Raw genomic sequence first — 16035 nt, 5'->3', positions numbered from 1 at the left:
GTCTTGCCGTGGTCCACGTGACCGATCGTGCCCACGTTCACGTGGGGCTTGGTGCGTTCGAACTTACCCTTGGCCATGATTGCTAGATCCCAATGCGTTCTGGTTGGACAAAAAGCCACACCAGCCCAGGGCTGGAGTGGCCGGGATGGTGCTCATGACAGGAATCGAACCTGTGACCTCTTCCTTACCAAGGAAGTGCTCTACCGACTGAGCTACATGAGCGATGTAGTGACCGACGCCTGCGCCGGACGACTGTCCTGCCGTTCCGCACCCGCGAGAGGAGTTCTCGGCAGCCCGCTGGAGCGGGAGACGGGAATCGAACCCGCACCATCAGCTTGGAAGGCTGAGGTTCTACCATTGAACTACTCCCGCATCGTGCGGACGCCGAAGCGTTCCGCATACTGCGGGCCGCGCCGCCAGCCGCCCCACCCGCCCGGATTCGGTCCCGGCAAGGTGGTGGAGGGAGGTGGATGACTCGGCGCTTCGCGCCTCGCCCTCCGGGCCGTATCGCCGCGCGATACGTTCAGCAATGCCCTCCGGCATTCCTGTCGAACCTTCACATCCGCTCGGTGGTTCGAATCCACCTCCCGCAACGCAAAGCTCCGCTGTAACTGGTGGAGGGAGGTGGATTCGAACCACCGAAGGCGTTAGCCAGCAGATTTACAGTCTGCCCCCGTTGGCCGCTTGGGTATCCCTCCAATCGAGCCGCTTATTTTCCATCGCACCGGTGCGGATGTCAATGCACTCGGGAACCAGCCTTCGGAAGACTTGCGCCGCCGGCGTCGTGCCGGATCAGACGTTGAAGCGGAAGTGCAGCACGTCGCCTTCCTGAACGAGGTACTCCTTGCCTTCCAGGCGCAGGCGGCCGGCTTCGCGCGCGCCGGCTTCGCCCTTGTAGCGGATGAAGTCGTCGAAGGAGATGGTCTCGGCGCGGATGAAGCCCTTTTCGAAGTCGGTGTGGATGACAGCCGCGGCCTGTGGAGCAGTGGCACCCTTGCGCACCGTCCAGGCGCGCACCTCCTTGATCCCGGCGGTGAAGTAGGTCTGCAGACCAAGCAGGGCGTAGGCGGCGCGGATCACGCGGTTGAGGCCCGGCTCCTCGAAACCCATGTCGGCGAGAAAGACTTCGCGGTCGGCCTCGTCGAGCTGGGAAAGCTCCTCTTCGATCGCGGCGCACACCGGCACCACCTGCGCGCCCTCCTTTTCGGCGCGGGCGCGCACGGCATCCAGGTGCGGGTTGTCGGTGAATCCGTCCTCGCGCACGTTGGCGATGTACATCACCGGCTTGAGCGTGAGCAGGAACAACTCCCGCAGCAGCGCCTTTTCCTCGGCGGCGAGGCCCATCGAACGCGCCGGATGGCCGTCGTCGAGGTGGGCGCGTACGCGCGCCAGGAGATCGCGGCGCGCCATCGCGTCCTTGTCGCCGGCCTTGGCGGCACGCTCGTAGCGGGCATGGGCCTTTTCCACGCTTTCCAGATCCGCCAGCGCCAGCTCGGTATCGATGGTCTCGATGTCGGCGATGGGATCGACCCGGCCGGCCACGTGGATGATGTCGTCGTGCTCGAAGCAGCGCACCACGTGGGCGATGGCGTCGGTTTCGCGAATGTTGGCGAGGAACTTGTTGCCCAGCCCCTCGCCCTTGCTGGCACCGGCGACGAGTCCGGCGATGTCGACGAACTCGACCGCCGTGGGTATTACCTTCTGCGGCTTGACGATCTTCGCCAGCTCGTCGAGGCGCGGATCGGGCACCGGCACGACGCCCACGTTCGGATCGATCGTGCAGAAGGGAAAGTTCGCCGCCGCGATGCCGGCGCGGGTGAGCGCATTGAAAAGCGTGGACTTGCCGACGTTCGGAAGTCCCACGATGCCGCATTGGATGCCCATGGCTGAAATCCGGGATTGGTGATTCGGGATTCGGGATTCGTGAAAAGCGCGACGCGCCCTGCCAAATCCCGAATCCCCAATCCCTAATCCCTGCTTGTGTGCAAACGCTTCATGGCTTCGTTGAAGTCTCCGGAAAGCGCCAGCGGCAGCACGCCCATGGCCTCGTCGATGGCGCGCAGGATCGCGGCTTCGTCGTCCTTGCCGGGGCGTCCCAGCACCCAGGGCGTGACCTTGTCGCGGCTGCCGGGATGGCCGATGCCCAGGCGCAGGCGGTGGAAGCGGCCGTGCCCCAGGTGGGCGACCAGGTCGCGCAGCCCGTTCTGGCCGCCGTGGCCTCCGTCGAACTTGAGACGCGCGGTACCGGGCGGAAGGTCGAGGTCATCATGCGCGACCAGCATTTCCTCCGGTTCGATCTTGAAGTAGCGCAGCGCCGCCGCAACCGACTGGCCGCTGCGATTCATGAACGTCGAGGGCTTGAGCAGCCAGGCCGAGCCGAAGCCGCTACCCAGCCGTGCCGATTCGCCGTGGAGCTTGCCATCGGGCGAGAACCGCACGCGCGCCGCATCGGCCAGCGCATTGGCGAACCAGTAGCCGACATTGTGCCGGGTTCGCTCGTAGTCCGGGCCGGGATTTCCCAGTCCCACGATGAGTCGCAGGGCGGTCATGCACGCGTGTCGCGCTCCCGATCCGGCGCGCGGCCGGATCGGGAGCGCGGATGACATCACTTCTTCTCGGGAGCCTTGGCCTTGGTCGCCGGAACCTCGGCGGCCGGAGCCTCGGCGGCAGCCGCTTCCGGCTCGGCCGCGTGGCGCAGCTGGCGAGCCACCACCACCGCCACGTCGTAGTCCGGACCCAGCTTCAGGGCAGGAACCTCGACGCCGGCCGGCAGCACGATGCTCGACAAGTGCAGCACGTCGCCTTCCTTCAGCTCGCCCAGATCGACCACGATGTGCTCGGGCAGGTTGCCCGGCAGGCAGGAGATCTCGACTTCGTTGAGCTCGTGCATGATCACCACGCCCGAAACCTTGCCGGCCGGCGAGGTCGCGGCGTTGATGAAGTGCAGCGGCACCGAGACGCGGATGGCCTCGTCGGCCATGACGCGCTGGAAGTCCAGATGCAGCACGCGCGGGCGGGCCGGATGGCGCTGCATGTCGCGCAGCAGCACCTTCTGCACGTCGCCACCGAGGCTGAGGTCGAGGATGGACGAGTAGAACCACTCGTTCTGCTGTGCCAGCCAGATGGTCTCGTGGTCGACCTGGATCATGACCGGATCCAGCCCGCCACCGTAGACGATGGCCGGAATCTTGCTGTCGTGACGCAGGCGGCGGCTCGCACCCTTCCCTGCCTCAGAACGGCGCTCAACGTTGATTTGATGTGCCATGGTATTGCTTCCTGTTGTTGCAATGATCCCGCCTCGCGGCGGGGAAAACACTCACCCGCGACCAGGTGAGTGGGGGTGAAGCGGGGATTCGGGATTGGAAATTGGGGATTCGAAGAGCGGACATCCCGGCAAGTCCCCATTCCCGTCCCTAATCGACGTACAGCGAGCTGACCGACTCTCCGAAGGCGACGCGGCGGATGGTTTCGGCGAGAAGCTCGGCCACGCTGAGCTGGCGGATGCGGGCGCAGGCGCGTGAGGCGGGGCTGAGCGGGATGGTGTCGGTGACGACCAGTTCGTCCAGCGCGGAGTTTTCGAGGTTGGCGATGGCGGCACCCGAAAGCACCGGGTGGGTGCAATAGGCGACCACGCGGCGCGCGCCGTTGCCCTTGAGCGCGGCTGCAGCCGCACACAGGGTTCCGGCGGTATCGACGATGTCATCGACCAGCACGCAGGTCTTGTCGCGCACGTCGCCAATGATGTTCATCACCGTGGCCACGTTGGCGCGCGGGCGGCGCTTGTCGATGATGGCGAGGTCGGCATCGTCCAGGCGCTTGGCGATGGCGCGCGCGCGCACCACGCCGCCCACGTCCGGGCTCACCACGATCAGGTCGCGGGTGCCGTAGGTGCGCCAGATATCGGCCAGCATCAGCGGCGAGGAGTAGACGTTGTCCACCGGGAAGTCGAAGAAGCCCTGGATCTGGTCGGCGTGGAGGTCCACCGTCAGCACCCGGTCGGTGCCGACCGCGGCAAACATCTCGGCCACGACCTTGGCGGTGATCGGCACGCGCGCCGAACGCGGGCGGCGATCCTGGCGCGCGTAGCCGAAGTACGGCACCACCGCGGTGACACCGGCGGCGCTGGCGCGCTTGAGCGCGTCGATCAGCACCAGCAACTCCATGAGGTTCTCGGCGGCCGGCGCGCAGGTCGACTGGATCACGAAAACCTCCTGGCGGCGCACGTTCTCCTCGATTTCGATCTGCACCTCGCCGTCGGAGAACTTGCCCACCATGGCCTTGCCCAGCGGCACGCCCAAATCCTGGCAGACCGCCTGGCTGAGCGGGAGATTGGCGTTGCCGGAGAAGATCAGCAGTCCGTTGGTATCCACGTCACGTACCTGATGGCGCATTCGACGCCGCGTCGAAGGAAGATCGGGAACCGCATCGCCGCCTTTCGCCGGTCGATGCCATGTGGCTGGGGCGGCAGGATTCGAACCTGCGAATGCCGGGATCAAAACCCGGTGCCTTACCGCTTGGCGACGCCCCAGTTTTCCTGCGGATGCGGACCGAGGCCTGCACCCGCGTATTCAACCCGGTGGCGCACCCTGCGCCAGCCGCTGCCGCAGCGGTGACTCGTTCACGCCTCTGGCCACCCAGGTGCGCCAGCCGCCCGGCAGCGCCTGCCGCGCGGCCTGCGCGGCGTCGGGATGATCAAAGGCGACGAACAGGCCGCCGCCGGTGCCGGTGACCCGCGCCTCCCCGACCTGCGCCAATCGATCCAGCATGGCGGCGATCGCGGGACTGCGCGCCCGAAGCACCGGCTCGAAGACGTTTTCGCCCATGGAACCTGAAATGGAGCCGGATATTGTCATGGCTGGGCAATCGCGCGTCAAATCCGGGGCGTGGAACAGCTCCGCCGTGGGCACGTTGATACCCGAATCCACCAGCAGGTAGCTGCGCGGCGGCAGATCCAGCGGCGTCAGGCGCTCGCCCACGCCCTCGGCAAAGGCGCTGCGGCCGCGCACGAACACCGGCACATCGGCACCCAGCGCCAGGCCGAGATCGGCGAGCGCGTCCTCGGACAAATCCAGCCCCCACAGGCGATTCAAGGCGACCAGCACGGTGGCGGCATCGGAGCTGCCGCCGCCAAAGCCGCCGCCCTGCGGGATGCGCTTGTCGATGTCGATGTCGACGCCGGGCACATCGCCGCCCGCGACGGCGCGCAGCGCGGCGGCGGCGCGCACCGCAAGGTCATCCGCAGGCGCAACGCCGGCCGCGCCGCGCGGCCTCAGGATGCGGCCATCCTCGCGCGGGCGCAGGGCGACGATGTCGCCCCAGTCGAGCAGCTGGAACACGGTTTGCAGCAGGTGATAGCCGTCCTCGCGCCGCCCCACGATGCGCAGGCAAAGGTTGAGCTTGGCCGGAGCCGGCCACAGGCTCCAGCCCGCGTGCGAAGTGGGCGGCAGGTCGGCAAGGGTGTCCACGCGGCGTCAGGGCGAACCGGGCGCAAGCGACCAGTCGCCCACCTGCAGGCGCACCCGGCGCTCGCCCCGGGTCGCGAACACGCGGCTGGGCATGGGTGGATCGAGCGCCTGGTCGAAGCTGCGGTAGTCGATGCTCCAGCCGCCCTGCTCCATCCGCTCCGGAAGGCCCGAGTCGGCGAAGCGGATCGACGCGCTGCCCGGCGCGCGGATACCGCGGACCCAGGCCGCCAGATCGCTCAACGGCACCGTCCAGTCCAGATGTTCCTGCAGCAGCGCTTCGGCGCTGTCGCTGCTGAACGGGCCGCCGTCGAGGCCCTCCAGCCGCGCGTGGCCGGGCTCGCCCACCAGCCGCCAGCTGCGGCGGGAAACCGGCGCATTGAGGGTGATCTCGTAGCGCTCGCCGCGCTGGATCCAGGTGATCTGGCCGCTGCCGCCGTCGCGGCCGTCCGACACCGCGATGCGCCCACTCAGCCGCCAGTCCGCGTGTCGAGCGAGCTGCGCCTCGCGCGCCGCCTGCGCGAGGAGCAGGTCATCGGCCGGCAGCGCGGGCCGCCGCGGTGCACCGGCGCAACCGACCAGCACCAGCGCCAGCAGCGCCAGGATTCCCGGACGGTTCATTCGCCCAGCGCCTCGCGCACCTGGCGCACCGCACGGTTGTCCGGGTCCAGTTCCTGCGCCAGCCGCAGCACCGAGCGGGCTTCTTCGGACTGCCCCAGCGCCGCCAGCACCGCCGCCAGATGCGCGCCGACTTCCGCATCGCGCTGCAGCTCGAAGGCGCGGCGGATGTGCGGCAGCGCCTCCTCGTTGCGCCCGAGCCGGTGCAGGGCCCAGCCCAGGCTGTCGATGATCGCAGCCGAATCGGGCTTGAGTTCAAACGCTTTCCGGATCAGCGTCAGGCCTTCCTCCAGCGCGTCGGTGCGATCGACCAGGGTGTAGCCCAGGCCGTTGAGATAGTCGGGGTCTTCCGGCTGCGCCTCGACCAGCGCGCGCAAGTCGGCCACGGCATCGTCCACGCGATCCGCCCGCTCGTAGGCCAGCGCGCGGTTGTAGCGCAGCGCGGCATCGTCCTCGAACACCACCAGGCCGCGATCCAGTGCCGCGATTTCGGCCTGCACATCGCCATGGGTGCGCGCCAGTTCGGCCTCCAGCAGGTAGGCATCGCGCACGATGTCGCCCCACTCGCTGTCGCTGGTCTGGATCTCGCGCAGGAGGTCCTGCGCGGCCGCGCGCTCGCCGGTTTTATCCAGCAGGATCGCGATGCGCAGCCGCGCCTGCTCGCGCAGGAGGCCCTCGCGGATTTGCCGGTACCAGGCCATTGCGGCCGCGGGATCCTCGCGGATTTCCGCCAGCTGGCCCATCAGCATCAGCCGCGCGTCCGGCACCTTGGTCGCAGACATGCCCGCCAGAGCCTCGTCGTACAGCGCCTTGAGGCCGGCTTCGTCCCCGGCGCGGGAAAGATAGTCGGCGCGCGCCGCCAGGGCGCGGTCGTCATCGCCTGCCGGCACGAGCGCCTGCGCCGCGGCGGCCGGGTCATCCAGGGCACCCAGCTGCGTCGCGAGCACCAGGCGTTCGACCAGGGTCAGGTTCGGCAGGATCAGGGCCGCATCGAGGGCGCGGCGCGCGCCGGCCCGGTCGCCGCGATCCAGCGCGTCCTCGGCCTGCCAGGCCAGCGCCCGCGGCGCGTCGGGGAACACGCCCGCCACCGCCTGCGCCAGGCGCGAGTAAAGCGCCTTGTCCTGCAGCCGCAGCGCCACGCCGCCGAAGGCAAGCCAGGCGTCGATGTCGCGCGGCAGCAGCGACTGGTCGAACGCGTGGGCGGCAAGAGCCCGTGCCACTTCGGGATCGGGCGCACCGATCAGCGCGGCGGCGGCCTTGCGCCAACCATCCTCGCGCTCCAGAAGCGCCGCGAGCAGCGGCTGGGCCGCGGTCGCATCGCTTTCCAGCAGCGCCAGACGGAGGCGTCCCACGGAAGCGTTCTCGTCCTGCGGCGCCAGCACCTCCCAGCGCGCCAGCGCGCGTCGCGCCAGCGCCGCATCCTTGGCGAGCAGGGCGACCTGCGCGGCCCGTTCGGCGATTTCCGGGTCGGCGCTCTCATCGGCGGCACGCGCGTAAGCGTCCGCCGCGGCGGAAAGCCTGCCCTCCTGCAGGGCAAACTCGCCTTGCATCAGCGGCTCCAGCGCGCGCTGCAGCTCGGATGACCAGGCGCAGACCGGCACGAGCGCGGCCAGCAACAGGTAAACTAGGAGTCGTGGCATCGGTCCCGGTCCGGAAACTTCGGATTCGCGCTCGCCGTTGCAACGCAACGCACGTCAGCGACAAGAGTCTAACCCAAGCCTTCCATGCCCCTGCTTGCCCTCGGCCTGAATCACCAGACTGCACCGGTCTCGCTGCGCGAGAAGCTGGCGATCGGGCCTGCGGCACTGCCCGAGGCCCTGCGCACGCTGACCGCGCAGCCGGGCGTGGTGGAGGCAGCGCTGCTGTCCACCTGCAACCGCACCGAGGTCTACTGCCAGATCGACGCAGGAGCCGAACACCTGCCGGCACGCTGGCTGGCGGAGTTCGGGCAGCTGCGCCTGGACCAGCTCGAAGCCTATCTTTATCGCCACGAGGACGCCGCGGCGGTGCGCCACCTGTTCCGCGTCGCCACCGGGCTGGATTCGATGGTGCTGGGCGAACCGCAGATTCTGGGGCAGGTCAAGGAAGCCTGGCAGGCCGCGCGCGGCCAGGGCGCGATCAAGACCCCGCTCGACCGCCTGTTCCAGCAGACCTTCGCGGTGGCCAAGCGCGCCCGCACCGACACCCACATCGGCGCGCATCCGGTGTCGATCGCCTTTGCCGCGGTGCGGCTGGCGCAGCGCGTGTTTTCCGCGCTGGATCAGGCCACGGTGCTGCTGATCGGTGCCGGCGATACGGTCGAACTGGCGGCGCGCCATCTCGCCGATCACAAGGTCAAGCGCCTGCTGGTGGCCAACCGCACCCTGGAGCACGCGCAGACGCTGGCTTCGCGCTTTGGCGGCATGGCGCTGCCGCTGGACGACCTCGGCCGCCACCTTGCCGATGCCGACATCGTGCTGTCGGCCACCGCCAGCCGCGATCCGATCCTGGGTCGCGACATGGTCGCCGCGGCGCTGCGCCAGCGCCGCCGCCGCCCCATGTTCCTGCTCGATCTGGCCGTCCCGCGCGACATCGAACCGACCATCGCGACGCTGGAAGACGTATTCCTCTACACCGTGGACGACCTGGAGCAGGTGATCGACGAGAACCGCCGCTCGCGCCGTGAGGCGGCCGAACAGGCCGAGGCGATCATCGAACTGCAGGTCGAGCACTATCTGGCCTGGTGGCGCGCCTCGGACGACCGCGACACGCTCAAGCGCCTGCGCCAGGATGGCGAGGCCACGCGGGACGCGGTGCTGGCGCGCGCCAGCGCGCTGCTGGCGCAGGGCAAGACGCCGCAGCAGGCGCTCGAATATCTCGCCCACACCCTCACCAACAAGCTGCTGCACGCCCCCAGCGCCGGCCTGCGCCAGGCCGCCCTGCAGGGCGACCGCGACGTGCTGCACGCGGCCGCACGCCTGTTCGGGGCCGATGCCCCCACTTCCCCGATCGATTCCGATGACGCCCAGCATCCGCCGCAAGCTCGACGCACTGGCTGAGCGCCACGAGGAGGTCGGCCTGCTGCTGGCGGAACCCTCGGTCAACGCCGACCCGCACCGCTTCCGCGAGCTTTCGCGCGAGTACGCGCAGCTGGAGGACGTGGTGGCGGGACTGCGCGAGCACGACGCCGCCACTGCCGCACTGGCCTCGGCCCAGACCATGCGCGCCGATCCGGAACTGGGCGATCTGGCCGAGGAGGAAATCGTCCGGCAGCGCGAGCGTCTGGCGGCGCTGGAGCAGTCGCTGAACCTCCTGCTGCTGCCGCGCGACCCGCGCGACGATGCCAACCTGTTCCTGGAGATTCGCGCCGGTACCGGCGGCGACGAGGCGGCGATTTTCGCCGGCGATCTGTTCCGCATGTACGCCCGCTACGCCGAATCGCGCCGCTGGCAGGTGGAGGTCCTCAGCGCCAGCCCGGGCGAACACGGCGGCTTCAAGGAAATCGTGGCCCGCATCGAAGGCCAGGGGGCCTTTGCCCAGCTCAAGTTCGAGTCCGGCACCCACCGCGTGCAGCGGGTTCCGGAAACCGAATCCCAGGGCCGCATCCACACCTCGGCCGCGACCGTGGCCATCCTGCCGGAAATGGACGAGATCGAGGATGTGGCGCTGCGCGATGCGGACCTGAAGATCGACACCTTCCGCGCCTCGGGTGCCGGCGGGCAGCATGTCAACAAGACCGACTCGGCGATCCGCATCACCCACCTGCCTTCCGGCATCGTGGTGGAGTGCCAGGACGAGCGCAGCCAGCACAAGAACCGCGCCCGCGCCCTGTCGCTGCTCAAGGCGCGCCTGCTGGATCAGGAACGCGGCCGCCAGGCGGCGGCGCAGGCCGAGTCGCGCCGCCTGCAGGTGGGTTCGGGCGATCGCAGCCAGCGCATCCGCACCTACAACTACCCGCAGGGCCGGATCACCGACCACCGCATCAACCTGACGCTGTATCGCCTGCCGGAAATCCTGGCGGGCGACCTTTCCGAACTGATCGACACCCTGCGCCGCGAGTTCCAGGCCGACGAGCTGCGTCTGGCCGGCGCGAACGGCTGAGAGCCCACCGCCATGACAAACACCGCACCGCCCATCGAACGCCGCGCCACGCGCAGCCAGCGTCTGGGCATCCCGCCAGCCGCCTTCCTGCGCGATTACTGGCAGAAGCATCCCCTGCTGGTGCGCGGGGCGTTTCCGGGCTTCACCAGCCCGATCTCGCCCGATGACCTGGCCGGCCTGTCCTGCGAGGAAGGCACGCTCGGCCGGCTGATCGTCCACCGGGCCCGCGGCGACCGCTGGCAGGTGCACAGCGGCCCCTTTCCCGAGGATATCTTCGCCAGCCTGCCCGAGCGCGACTGGACGCTTCTGGTGCAGGACGTGGACAAGTGGGACCCGGACGTGGCCGCGCTGCTGCAACACTTCGCCTTCCTGCCGCGCTGGCGCATCGACGATGTCATGGTGAGCTTTGCCGCGCCGGAAGGCTCGGTCGGCGCACACGTGGACCAGTACGACGTGTTCCTGATCCAGGGCCTCGGGCAGCGCCGCTGGATGATCGATGCCGGCCCCAATCCGCCGCAGGCGTTCCGCAAGGGCGTCGAACTCAAACTGCTGCAGCACTTCACGCCGACGCACGACTGGGTGCTGGAACCGGGCGACATGCTCTACCTGCCGCCCGGCGTGCCGCACCACGGCGTGGCGCTGGACGCCTGCCTGACGCTCTCGGTCGGGATGCGCGCACCTTCGCGCGGTGAACTGCTGGTCGATCTTGCCGAGACGCTGGCCGAGCGCCTGCCCGAAACAGCCCGCTACGCCGATCCCGACCTTGCGCCGGGTGCCAGCGACGGCCGCATCGACGCGGCCACCCTCGACCGCCTGCGCCGCGCGCTGGAGCCCGTCGGCCAGATCGACGACGAGACGCTGGCCGACTGGTTCGGCGGCTTCATCACCCGCTACCGCAGCGGCGGCGAGATCGCGGCACCGCCGCGCGCGCTGTCCGCGGCGCAGGTGGAAAGCCGCCTGGAGCGCGGTGCCGCGCTGCATCTGCACCCGCTGGCGCGCTGCGCCTGGCGCGGGCGCGGCGTGCGCGCGCGGCTGCACGTGAACGGCGAGTGTTTCATCGCAGGCGGCACGCTCGCGCGACGGCTGTGCGCGCGCGAGCCGGTCGATGCCACAGCCTGGGCCACGCTCGGGCAGGAAGATCGCGCGCTGGTGCATGCGCTGGTGAAACGCGGCATTCTGGCACCGTCTCCGCCACGCTCGCCCGCGCAGGAATCGCCCGCATGAGCCCTTCCGACTTCCGCATAGAACTGGCCGACTACGCCGAACACCTCGCCGACCTGCGCGCGGTGCGCGAGCCGGTCTTCATCCGGGAACAGAACTGTCCGCCGGAGCTGGAGTGGGACGAGCTCGATCCGCAGAGCGTGCACGTTCTGGCGCGCGACGCCAGCGGCGCGCCGATCGGCACGGCCCGCCTGACGCCGTTGCACACCATCGGCCGCATGGCCGTGCTGGCGGACTGGCGCGGGCGCGGCGTCGGTGCGGCCCTGCTGCAGGATCTGATCGAACGCGCCCGCGCGCTGGGTCATCCCGCGATCGAACTGCACGCGCAGACCCATGCCATCGGCTTCTACGAACGCTTCGGCTTCACCGCCTTCGGCCCCGAATACGACGAGGCGGGAATCCGCCATCGCAGCATGCGGCTCGATCTGGGGCCGACGGACGAGCGCGCGCTGCGGGAAACCGATTCTCCCGCGCAGGTGGCCGACCTGACGCTGGAACTCATCGGCCGCGCGCGGCGCGAGCTTTCCATCTACACCCGCGACCTCGATCCGGCGATCCTCGACTCGCGCGCCGCGTCCGAAGCACTGCGCGCTTTCACCATCGGCACCCGCAACACGATGGCGCGCGTCCTGGTCCACGATCTGCGGCGCGCGGTGCGCGAAGGCCACGCGCTGATTGCGCTGGCGCAGCGGCTTCCCAGCCATTTCGCGATCCGCGTGGTGGAGGAGGAACCCGACGTGCAGTACGCCGCCGCGTTCGTCGCCAATGACCGCGGCGGCTACCTGTTCCGCCCCATCGCGACGCGCTTCGAGGCCAGCGCCAGCCTGCTCGATCCGGCCCGCAACCGCCAGCTTCTGGCCTATTTCAACGAGGTCTGGGAACGGGCGCGGCCGGCCAGCGAGCTGCGTCCGCTCTGAGGCCCGGGCAGCAAGACGGATTCGCAGACTGAAACCGCCACGCCTGCCATCCGGGCACCCGATCCACGAGCATAAAAAAACGCCCCGACCGTGAAGGTCGGGGCGTTTTTGGCATCGCTTTTCCTGCAACGCGGGGCGAACCCCGGCCGGATCAGTTCTGCACGTTCAGCTCGGTGCGGCGATTGGTCTCGCTCTTGCAGGCCGGGAAGGTCTGCGCGGTCGCCTCGAGCGGACGGCTCTCGCCGTAGCCGATCGGACCGACCAGACGCGAGGCGGCCACGCCGTTGCCCGTCAGGTAGTCGTACACCGCCTTGGCGCGATTCTCCGAGAGCTTCTGGTTGTAGCCGTCGGCACCGCACAGGTCGGTGTGGCCAGCCACTTCCACGCGCAGCTCGGGGTACTGGGTCAGCACCGCAGCGGCTTCCTTCAGCGTCTCGACCGCATCCGGACGCAGCGTCGCCTTGTCGAAGTCGAAGTTGACGCCGCGCAGATCGATCGTCACGGCCACCGGGCAGCCATCCGGACCAACGGTCTGGCCGGGCTGCGAATCCGGGCAGCGGTCGTCGCAGTTGTTCACGCCATCGCCGTCGTCATCCAGATCGGCGCAGCTCGGCTGCGGCGGCGGCGGGGGCGGCGGAGCCACTTCTTCCATCGGCGCGGCGGCCGGCTGGCCGAGCTTGACCAGCATGCTGACCTGGGCGATGTAGTCCATGAAGCCATCTTCACGCGGCGCATTCACGCTCTGGTCGTCCGCGTCGTAGCGGGCCAGCAGCTCGGTGCGCATGCCGATGCGGCTGTAGTCCGCCTGCAGGCCGACGCCGACCTGCGCGGCCAGGTTGTTGTCCTTGCGCTTGATCGGCTGGCCGCCGTTCTGGTTCGGGAAGGATTCGTCGTGGCGCAGCACGCCCGCGCCGTAGGCCACGTACGGCCACCAGTTGCGGTCCGCGCCGCGGAAGTGGGAGCGCGCGGTCAGCATGGCACCGTAGCTGCTCCAGTGCAGGTCATTGCCGTCCTTCGTCGGATTGGAACTGGTCAGATCCAGATCCAGCGAAAAGTTGCGGGTGAAGAACTTGCCGACGCCCAGCGCGTAGATCGGGCTGTCGTCGACCTTGCGGTCGCTGTCGTTCTGGATGAAACCGGCGGTGCCCGACAGGTACCAGCGGTCGTCGAAATCCTGTGCGGTCGCGACCTGAGCCAGGCCCAGCGCACCGATGAGGGCACAACCAAGGAGCGTCTTCTTCATTTGTGACTCCATTGAATGGGTATTGCGATTGAACACGATGCGGGAGTGGAAGCCCCGTGAAGCTCGGCGAGCGACAGTTTCGCGGAATGCCGACGACAGAAAGTTTACACGCTCGATACGAACCAAGTTTAACACATTGATAACACCGGATCATCAATTCGCCGTAGGCTGTCCGCCTTCGCCACGTCCGTTGCCGACATGCCCTCCCGACACCCGCTGCTCTTTTCCCCCCTCGATCTTGGCCACTGCGTGCTGCCCAACCGCGTTCTCATGGGCTCGATGCACACCGGGCTGGAGGACCGGCGGCGCGATTTTCCGAAGCTGGCCGCCTACTTCGCCGAACGGGCGCGCGGCGGCGTGGCCCTGATGGTCACCGGCGGCATCGCGCCCAACGTCTCGGGCTGGGTCAAGCCCTTCGCCGGCAAACTGTCCTGGCCCTGGGAGGCGCGCAAGCATCGTCTGGTCACCGATGCGGTGCACGGCGAGGGCGGGCGCATCTGCATGCAGATTCTCCATGCGGGGCGGTATGGCTACCATCCGCTGGCGGTGGCTCCCTCGCGCCTGAAGTCCCCGATCACGCCCTTCACCCCGCGCGCGCTGTCCGGACGCGGAGTCGAACGCCAGATCCGCGATTTCGCGCGCTGCGCCAGCCTCGCGCGCGAAGCCGGCTACGACGGCGTCGAGATCATGGGCTCGGAGGGCTACCTCATCAACGAGTTCCTCGCCGCGCGCACCAACCATCGCACCGACCGCTGGGGCGGCAGCTTCGAGAACCGCCTGCGCTTCGCCACGGAGATCGTGCGCCGGACCCGCGCCGCGGTCGGGCCGGACTTCATCCTGATCTACCGGCTTTCGATGCTGGAGCTGGTCGAAGGCGGTGCGACGCTGGAGGAGACCATCGCCACCGCCAAGGCCATCGAAGCGGCCGGCGCGTCGATCCTGAACACCGGCATCGGCTGGCACGAGGCGCGCGTCCCGACCATCGTCACCAGCGTGCCGCGCGCCGCGTTCAGCTTCGTCACCGCGCGGCTGCGTGGCGAGGTTGCGATCCCGCTGATCGCCAGCAACCGCATCAACATGCCGGACGTGGCCGAAGCGATCCTGGCGCGCGGCGAGGCCGACATGGTTTCGATGGCGCGCCCGCTGCTGGCCGACGCGGACTGGGTGAACAAGGCCCGCCGCGGGCACAGCGACCGGATCAACACCTGCATCGCCTGCAACCAGGCCTGCCTGGACCACGTCTTCGAGAACAGGCCGGCGAGCTGTCTGGTCAACCCGCGCGCTGGGCGCGAGACCGAGTTGAACTATCGCCCGGCCAAGGTGCGCAAGCACATCGCGGTGGTCGGTGCCGGGCCGGCGGGACTGGCCTGCGCCACCGTCGCGGCCGAACGCGGCCACGCGGTCACGCTGTTCGAGGCGCAGGACCGGATCGGCGGCCAGTTCAACCTGGCCAGCCGCATTCCCGGCAAGGAGGAGTTCGCCGAGACGCTGCGCTACTTCCAGCGCCGCATCGAACTCACCGGCGTCACGCTGCGGCTTTCCGAGCGCGCCGATGCCAAGGCACTGGCCGGGTTCGACGAGGTGGTGCTGGCCACCGGCGTCACGCCGCGCATTCCTCCGATCGACGGCATCGACCACCCCAAGGCCATCGTCTATGCCGACCTGATTTCGGGACGGCGCACGGCCGGCCCACGGGTCGCCATCATCGGTGCCGGCGGCATCGGCTTCGACGTGGCCGAGTTCCTGGTGCAGCCGCAGCCGTCCAGCACGCTGCGTCCGGACCAGTGGCTGGCCGAATGGGGAATCGACCCGACGCTTGCCGCGCGCGGCGGCATCGAAGGCGTGACGGCGCAGCCCGAAGCGCCCGAGCGTGAGGTCTGGCTGCTGCAGCGCACCGAGGGCGCGCTCGGCAAGCGCCTGGGCAAGACCACCGGCTGGGTGCACCGCGCCACGCTCCGACGCGCGCGGGTACACCTGCTGGGCGCGGTGGAATACCGGCGCATCGACGATGCCGGCCTGCACATCCGCGTGGCCGGGGAAGAGCGGCTGCTCGCGGTGGACCACGTGATCGTCTGCGCCGGACAGGAATCGCAGCGCGAGCTGAAGGCACCGCTCGACGCGGCCGGACGCCCCACCCACCTGATCGGCGGTGCCGACGTCGCCGGCGAACTGGACGCCAAGCGCGCCATCGCACAGGGCTGCGAGCTCGCCGCTGCGCTGTGAGCCAAGCGTTACGCGAGCAATCGCGCGCGTTGACATTTTCCTGCAACCGTGAAAGTTGCTCTCGCGCAAGCCGCGAACCCGCAGCCCGCGCGATTGGAAACCCGATGGCTGCACCATTTCCGCGCTGCGTCGGCAGCCGCGCCAACGCAACGCAGCGTGAATCATCGAATCCGGCCATTCAGCTGCCGTTGTGCCTGCGATCCGTACCTTGCCGCCGGTTCCGGTCCGCCCATCCCTCGCCGACCCGGAACCAACGGCTCGTAGAAGCGCA

13 protein-coding genes, 4 tRNA genes and 1 other RNA gene are annotated in these 16035 nt (G+C 69.0%); 5 read left to right on the top strand and 13 right to left on the bottom strand.

The annotated features are described in order from the left end of the window. Positions 1–146: 146 nt before the first annotated feature. The 12 genes from WB794_RS12945 to WB794_RS12890 all read right to left on the bottom strand — a co-directional run bounded on the left by WB794_RS12945 (position 147) and on the right by WB794_RS12890 (position 7720). Positions 147–222, bottom strand: a tRNA-Thr gene (locus WB794_RS12945). A 76-nt stretch (positions 223–298) separates the two neighbouring features. Then, positions 299–372: transfer RNA gene (locus WB794_RS12940), tRNA-Gly, on the bottom strand. Between the two features lie 82 nt (positions 373–454). Continuing rightward, a non-coding RNA gene (locus WB794_RS12935) (RtT sRNA) lies at positions 455–601 on the bottom strand. Between the two features lie 11 nt (positions 602–612). Beyond that, positions 613–698, bottom strand: a tRNA-Tyr gene (locus WB794_RS12930). A 94-nt stretch (positions 699–792) separates the two neighbouring features. Then, entirely contained in the window at positions 793–1884 is a 1092-nt protein-coding gene (gene ychF, locus WB794_RS12925) for a redox-regulated ATPase YchF (protein ID WP_337336277.1), read from the bottom strand. Positions 1885–1967: 83 nt separating this feature from the next. Then, positions 1968–2549 carry an aminoacyl-tRNA hydrolase gene (gene pth, locus WB794_RS12920; RefSeq protein ID WP_337336276.1) on the bottom strand — a complete coding sequence of 194 codons (582 nt, stop codon included), beginning with the start codon at positions 2547–2549 and terminating at the stop codon, positions 1968–1970. Positions 2550–2605: 56 nt separating this feature from the next. Beyond that, complete coding sequence (locus WB794_RS12915) at positions 2606–3265, bottom strand: 50S ribosomal protein L25/general stress protein Ctc (RefSeq protein ID WP_337336275.1); 660 nt, start codon at positions 3263–3265, stop codon at positions 2606–2608. A gap of 148 nt (positions 3266–3413) precedes the next feature. Then, positions 3414–4370 (bottom strand): ribose-phosphate diphosphokinase, encoded by a 957-nt coding sequence (locus tag WB794_RS12910; protein WP_337336274.1) that lies wholly within the window; start codon positions 4368–4370, stop codon positions 3414–3416. A gap of 83 nt (positions 4371–4453) precedes the next feature. Then, positions 4454–4528, bottom strand: a tRNA-Gln gene (locus tag WB794_RS12905). Between the two features lie 40 nt (positions 4529–4568). Next, the gene (ispE, locus tag WB794_RS12900) at positions 4569–5465 is read right to left on the bottom strand and encodes a 4-(cytidine 5'-diphospho)-2-C-methyl-D-erythritol kinase (RefSeq protein WP_337336273.1); all 897 of its coding nucleotides are present in this window, start codon (positions 5463–5465) and stop codon (positions 4569–4571) included. Between the two features lie 6 nt (positions 5466–5471). Next, positions 5472–6083 carry a lipoprotein insertase outer membrane protein LolB gene (gene lolB / locus WB794_RS12895; RefSeq protein WP_337336272.1) on the bottom strand — a complete coding sequence of 204 codons (612 nt, stop codon included), beginning with the start codon at positions 6081–6083 and terminating at the stop codon, positions 5472–5474. After that, positions 6080–7720, bottom strand: a complete 1641-nt coding sequence (locus WB794_RS12890; RefSeq protein ID WP_337336271.1) for a tetratricopeptide repeat protein — start codon at positions 7718–7720, stop codon at positions 6080–6082. Before WB794_RS12890 ends, lolB begins: the two co-directional genes overlap by 4 nt. A gap of 84 nt (positions 7721–7804) precedes the next feature. Here WB794_RS12890 and hemA point away from each other — a divergent pair, with 84 nt between their 5' ends. The 4 genes from hemA to WB794_RS12870 are packed head-to-tail and all read left to right on the top strand — an operon-like array spanning position 7805 to position 12298. Then, positions 7805–9118, top strand: coding sequence for a glutamyl-tRNA reductase (hemA, locus tag WB794_RS12885; RefSeq protein WP_337336270.1), 1314 nt, complete (start codon positions 7805–7807; stop codon positions 9116–9118). Further along, positions 9078–10160 carry a peptide chain release factor 1 gene (prfA, locus tag WB794_RS12880; protein WP_337336269.1) on the top strand — a complete coding sequence of 361 codons (1083 nt, stop codon included), beginning with the start codon at positions 9078–9080 and terminating at the stop codon, positions 10158–10160. The genes hemA and prfA overlap by 41 nt, the downstream gene beginning before the upstream one ends. Before the next feature lie 12 nt (positions 10161–10172). Continuing rightward, a complete protein-coding gene (locus WB794_RS12875; RefSeq protein WP_337336268.1) occupies positions 10173–11384 on the top strand; it encodes a JmjC domain-containing protein in 1212 nt (403 codons plus the stop codon). Continuing rightward, on the top strand, positions 11381–12298 hold the full coding sequence (locus WB794_RS12870; protein ID WP_337336267.1) for a GNAT family N-acetyltransferase: 918 nt from the start codon (positions 11381–11383) through the stop codon (positions 12296–12298). Before WB794_RS12875 ends, WB794_RS12870 begins: the two co-directional genes overlap by 4 nt. A 151-nt stretch (positions 12299–12449) precedes the next feature. Here WB794_RS12870 and WB794_RS12865 read toward each other — a convergent pair whose 3' ends face one another. Beyond that, complete coding sequence (locus WB794_RS12865) at positions 12450–13541, bottom strand: OmpA family protein (RefSeq protein WP_337336266.1); 1092 nt, start codon at positions 13539–13541, stop codon at positions 12450–12452. Between the two features lie 198 nt (positions 13542–13739). Between WB794_RS12865 and WB794_RS12860 the strand changes: the two genes are divergently transcribed. Then, the gene (locus WB794_RS12860) at positions 13740–15764 is read left to right on the top strand and encodes an FAD-dependent oxidoreductase (RefSeq protein WP_337336265.1); all 2025 of its coding nucleotides are present in this window, start codon (positions 13740–13742) and stop codon (positions 15762–15764) included. Positions 15765–16035: the final 271 nt, after the last annotated feature.

This window comes from Denitratimonas tolerans (assembly GCF_037203605.1).
Lineage (GTDB): Bacteria > Pseudomonadota > Gammaproteobacteria > Xanthomonadales > Xanthomonadaceae > Denitratimonas > Denitratimonas tolerans.
The sequence above is the reverse complement of the archived record's forward strand: the minus strand, read 5'-3'. Positions and strand labels throughout refer to the sequence as shown.

Bases quoted from the DNA above. Each gene is read 5' to 3' on its own strand.
- ychF (WP_337336277.1), bottom strand. From the start codon at position 1,884: ATGGGCATCCAATGCGGCATCGTGGGACTTCCGAACGTCGGCAAGTCC.
- pth (WP_337336276.1), bottom strand. From the start codon at position 2,549: ATGACCGCCCTGCGACTCATCGTGGGACTGGGAAATCCCGGCCCGGAC.
- WB794_RS12915 (WP_337336275.1), bottom strand. From the start codon at position 3,265: ATGGCACATCAAATCAACGTTGAGCGCCGTTCTGAGGCAGGGAAGGGT.
- lolB (WP_337336272.1), bottom strand. From the start codon at position 6,083: ATGAACCGTCCGGGAATCCTGGCGCTGCTGGCGCTGGTGCTGGTCGGT.
- WB794_RS12890 (WP_337336271.1), bottom strand. From the start codon at position 7,720: ATGCCACGACTCCTAGTTTACCTGTTGCTGGCCGCGCTCGTGCCGGTC.
- hemA (WP_337336270.1), top strand. From the start codon at position 7,805: ATGCCCCTGCTTGCCCTCGGCCTGAATCACCAGACTGCACCGGTCTCG.
- prfA (WP_337336269.1), top strand. From the start codon at position 9,078: ATGACGCCCAGCATCCGCCGCAAGCTCGACGCACTGGCTGAGCGCCAC.
- WB794_RS12875 (WP_337336268.1), top strand. From the start codon at position 10,173: ATGACAAACACCGCACCGCCCATCGAACGCCGCGCCACGCGCAGCCAG.
- WB794_RS12870 (WP_337336267.1), top strand. From the start codon at position 11,381: ATGAGCCCTTCCGACTTCCGCATAGAACTGGCCGACTACGCCGAACAC.
- WB794_RS12865 (WP_337336266.1), bottom strand. From the start codon at position 13,541: ATGAAGAAGACGCTCCTTGGTTGTGCCCTCATCGGTGCGCTGGGCCTG.
- WB794_RS12860 (WP_337336265.1), top strand. From the start codon at position 13,740: ATGCCCTCCCGACACCCGCTGCTCTTTTCCCCCCTCGATCTTGGCCAC.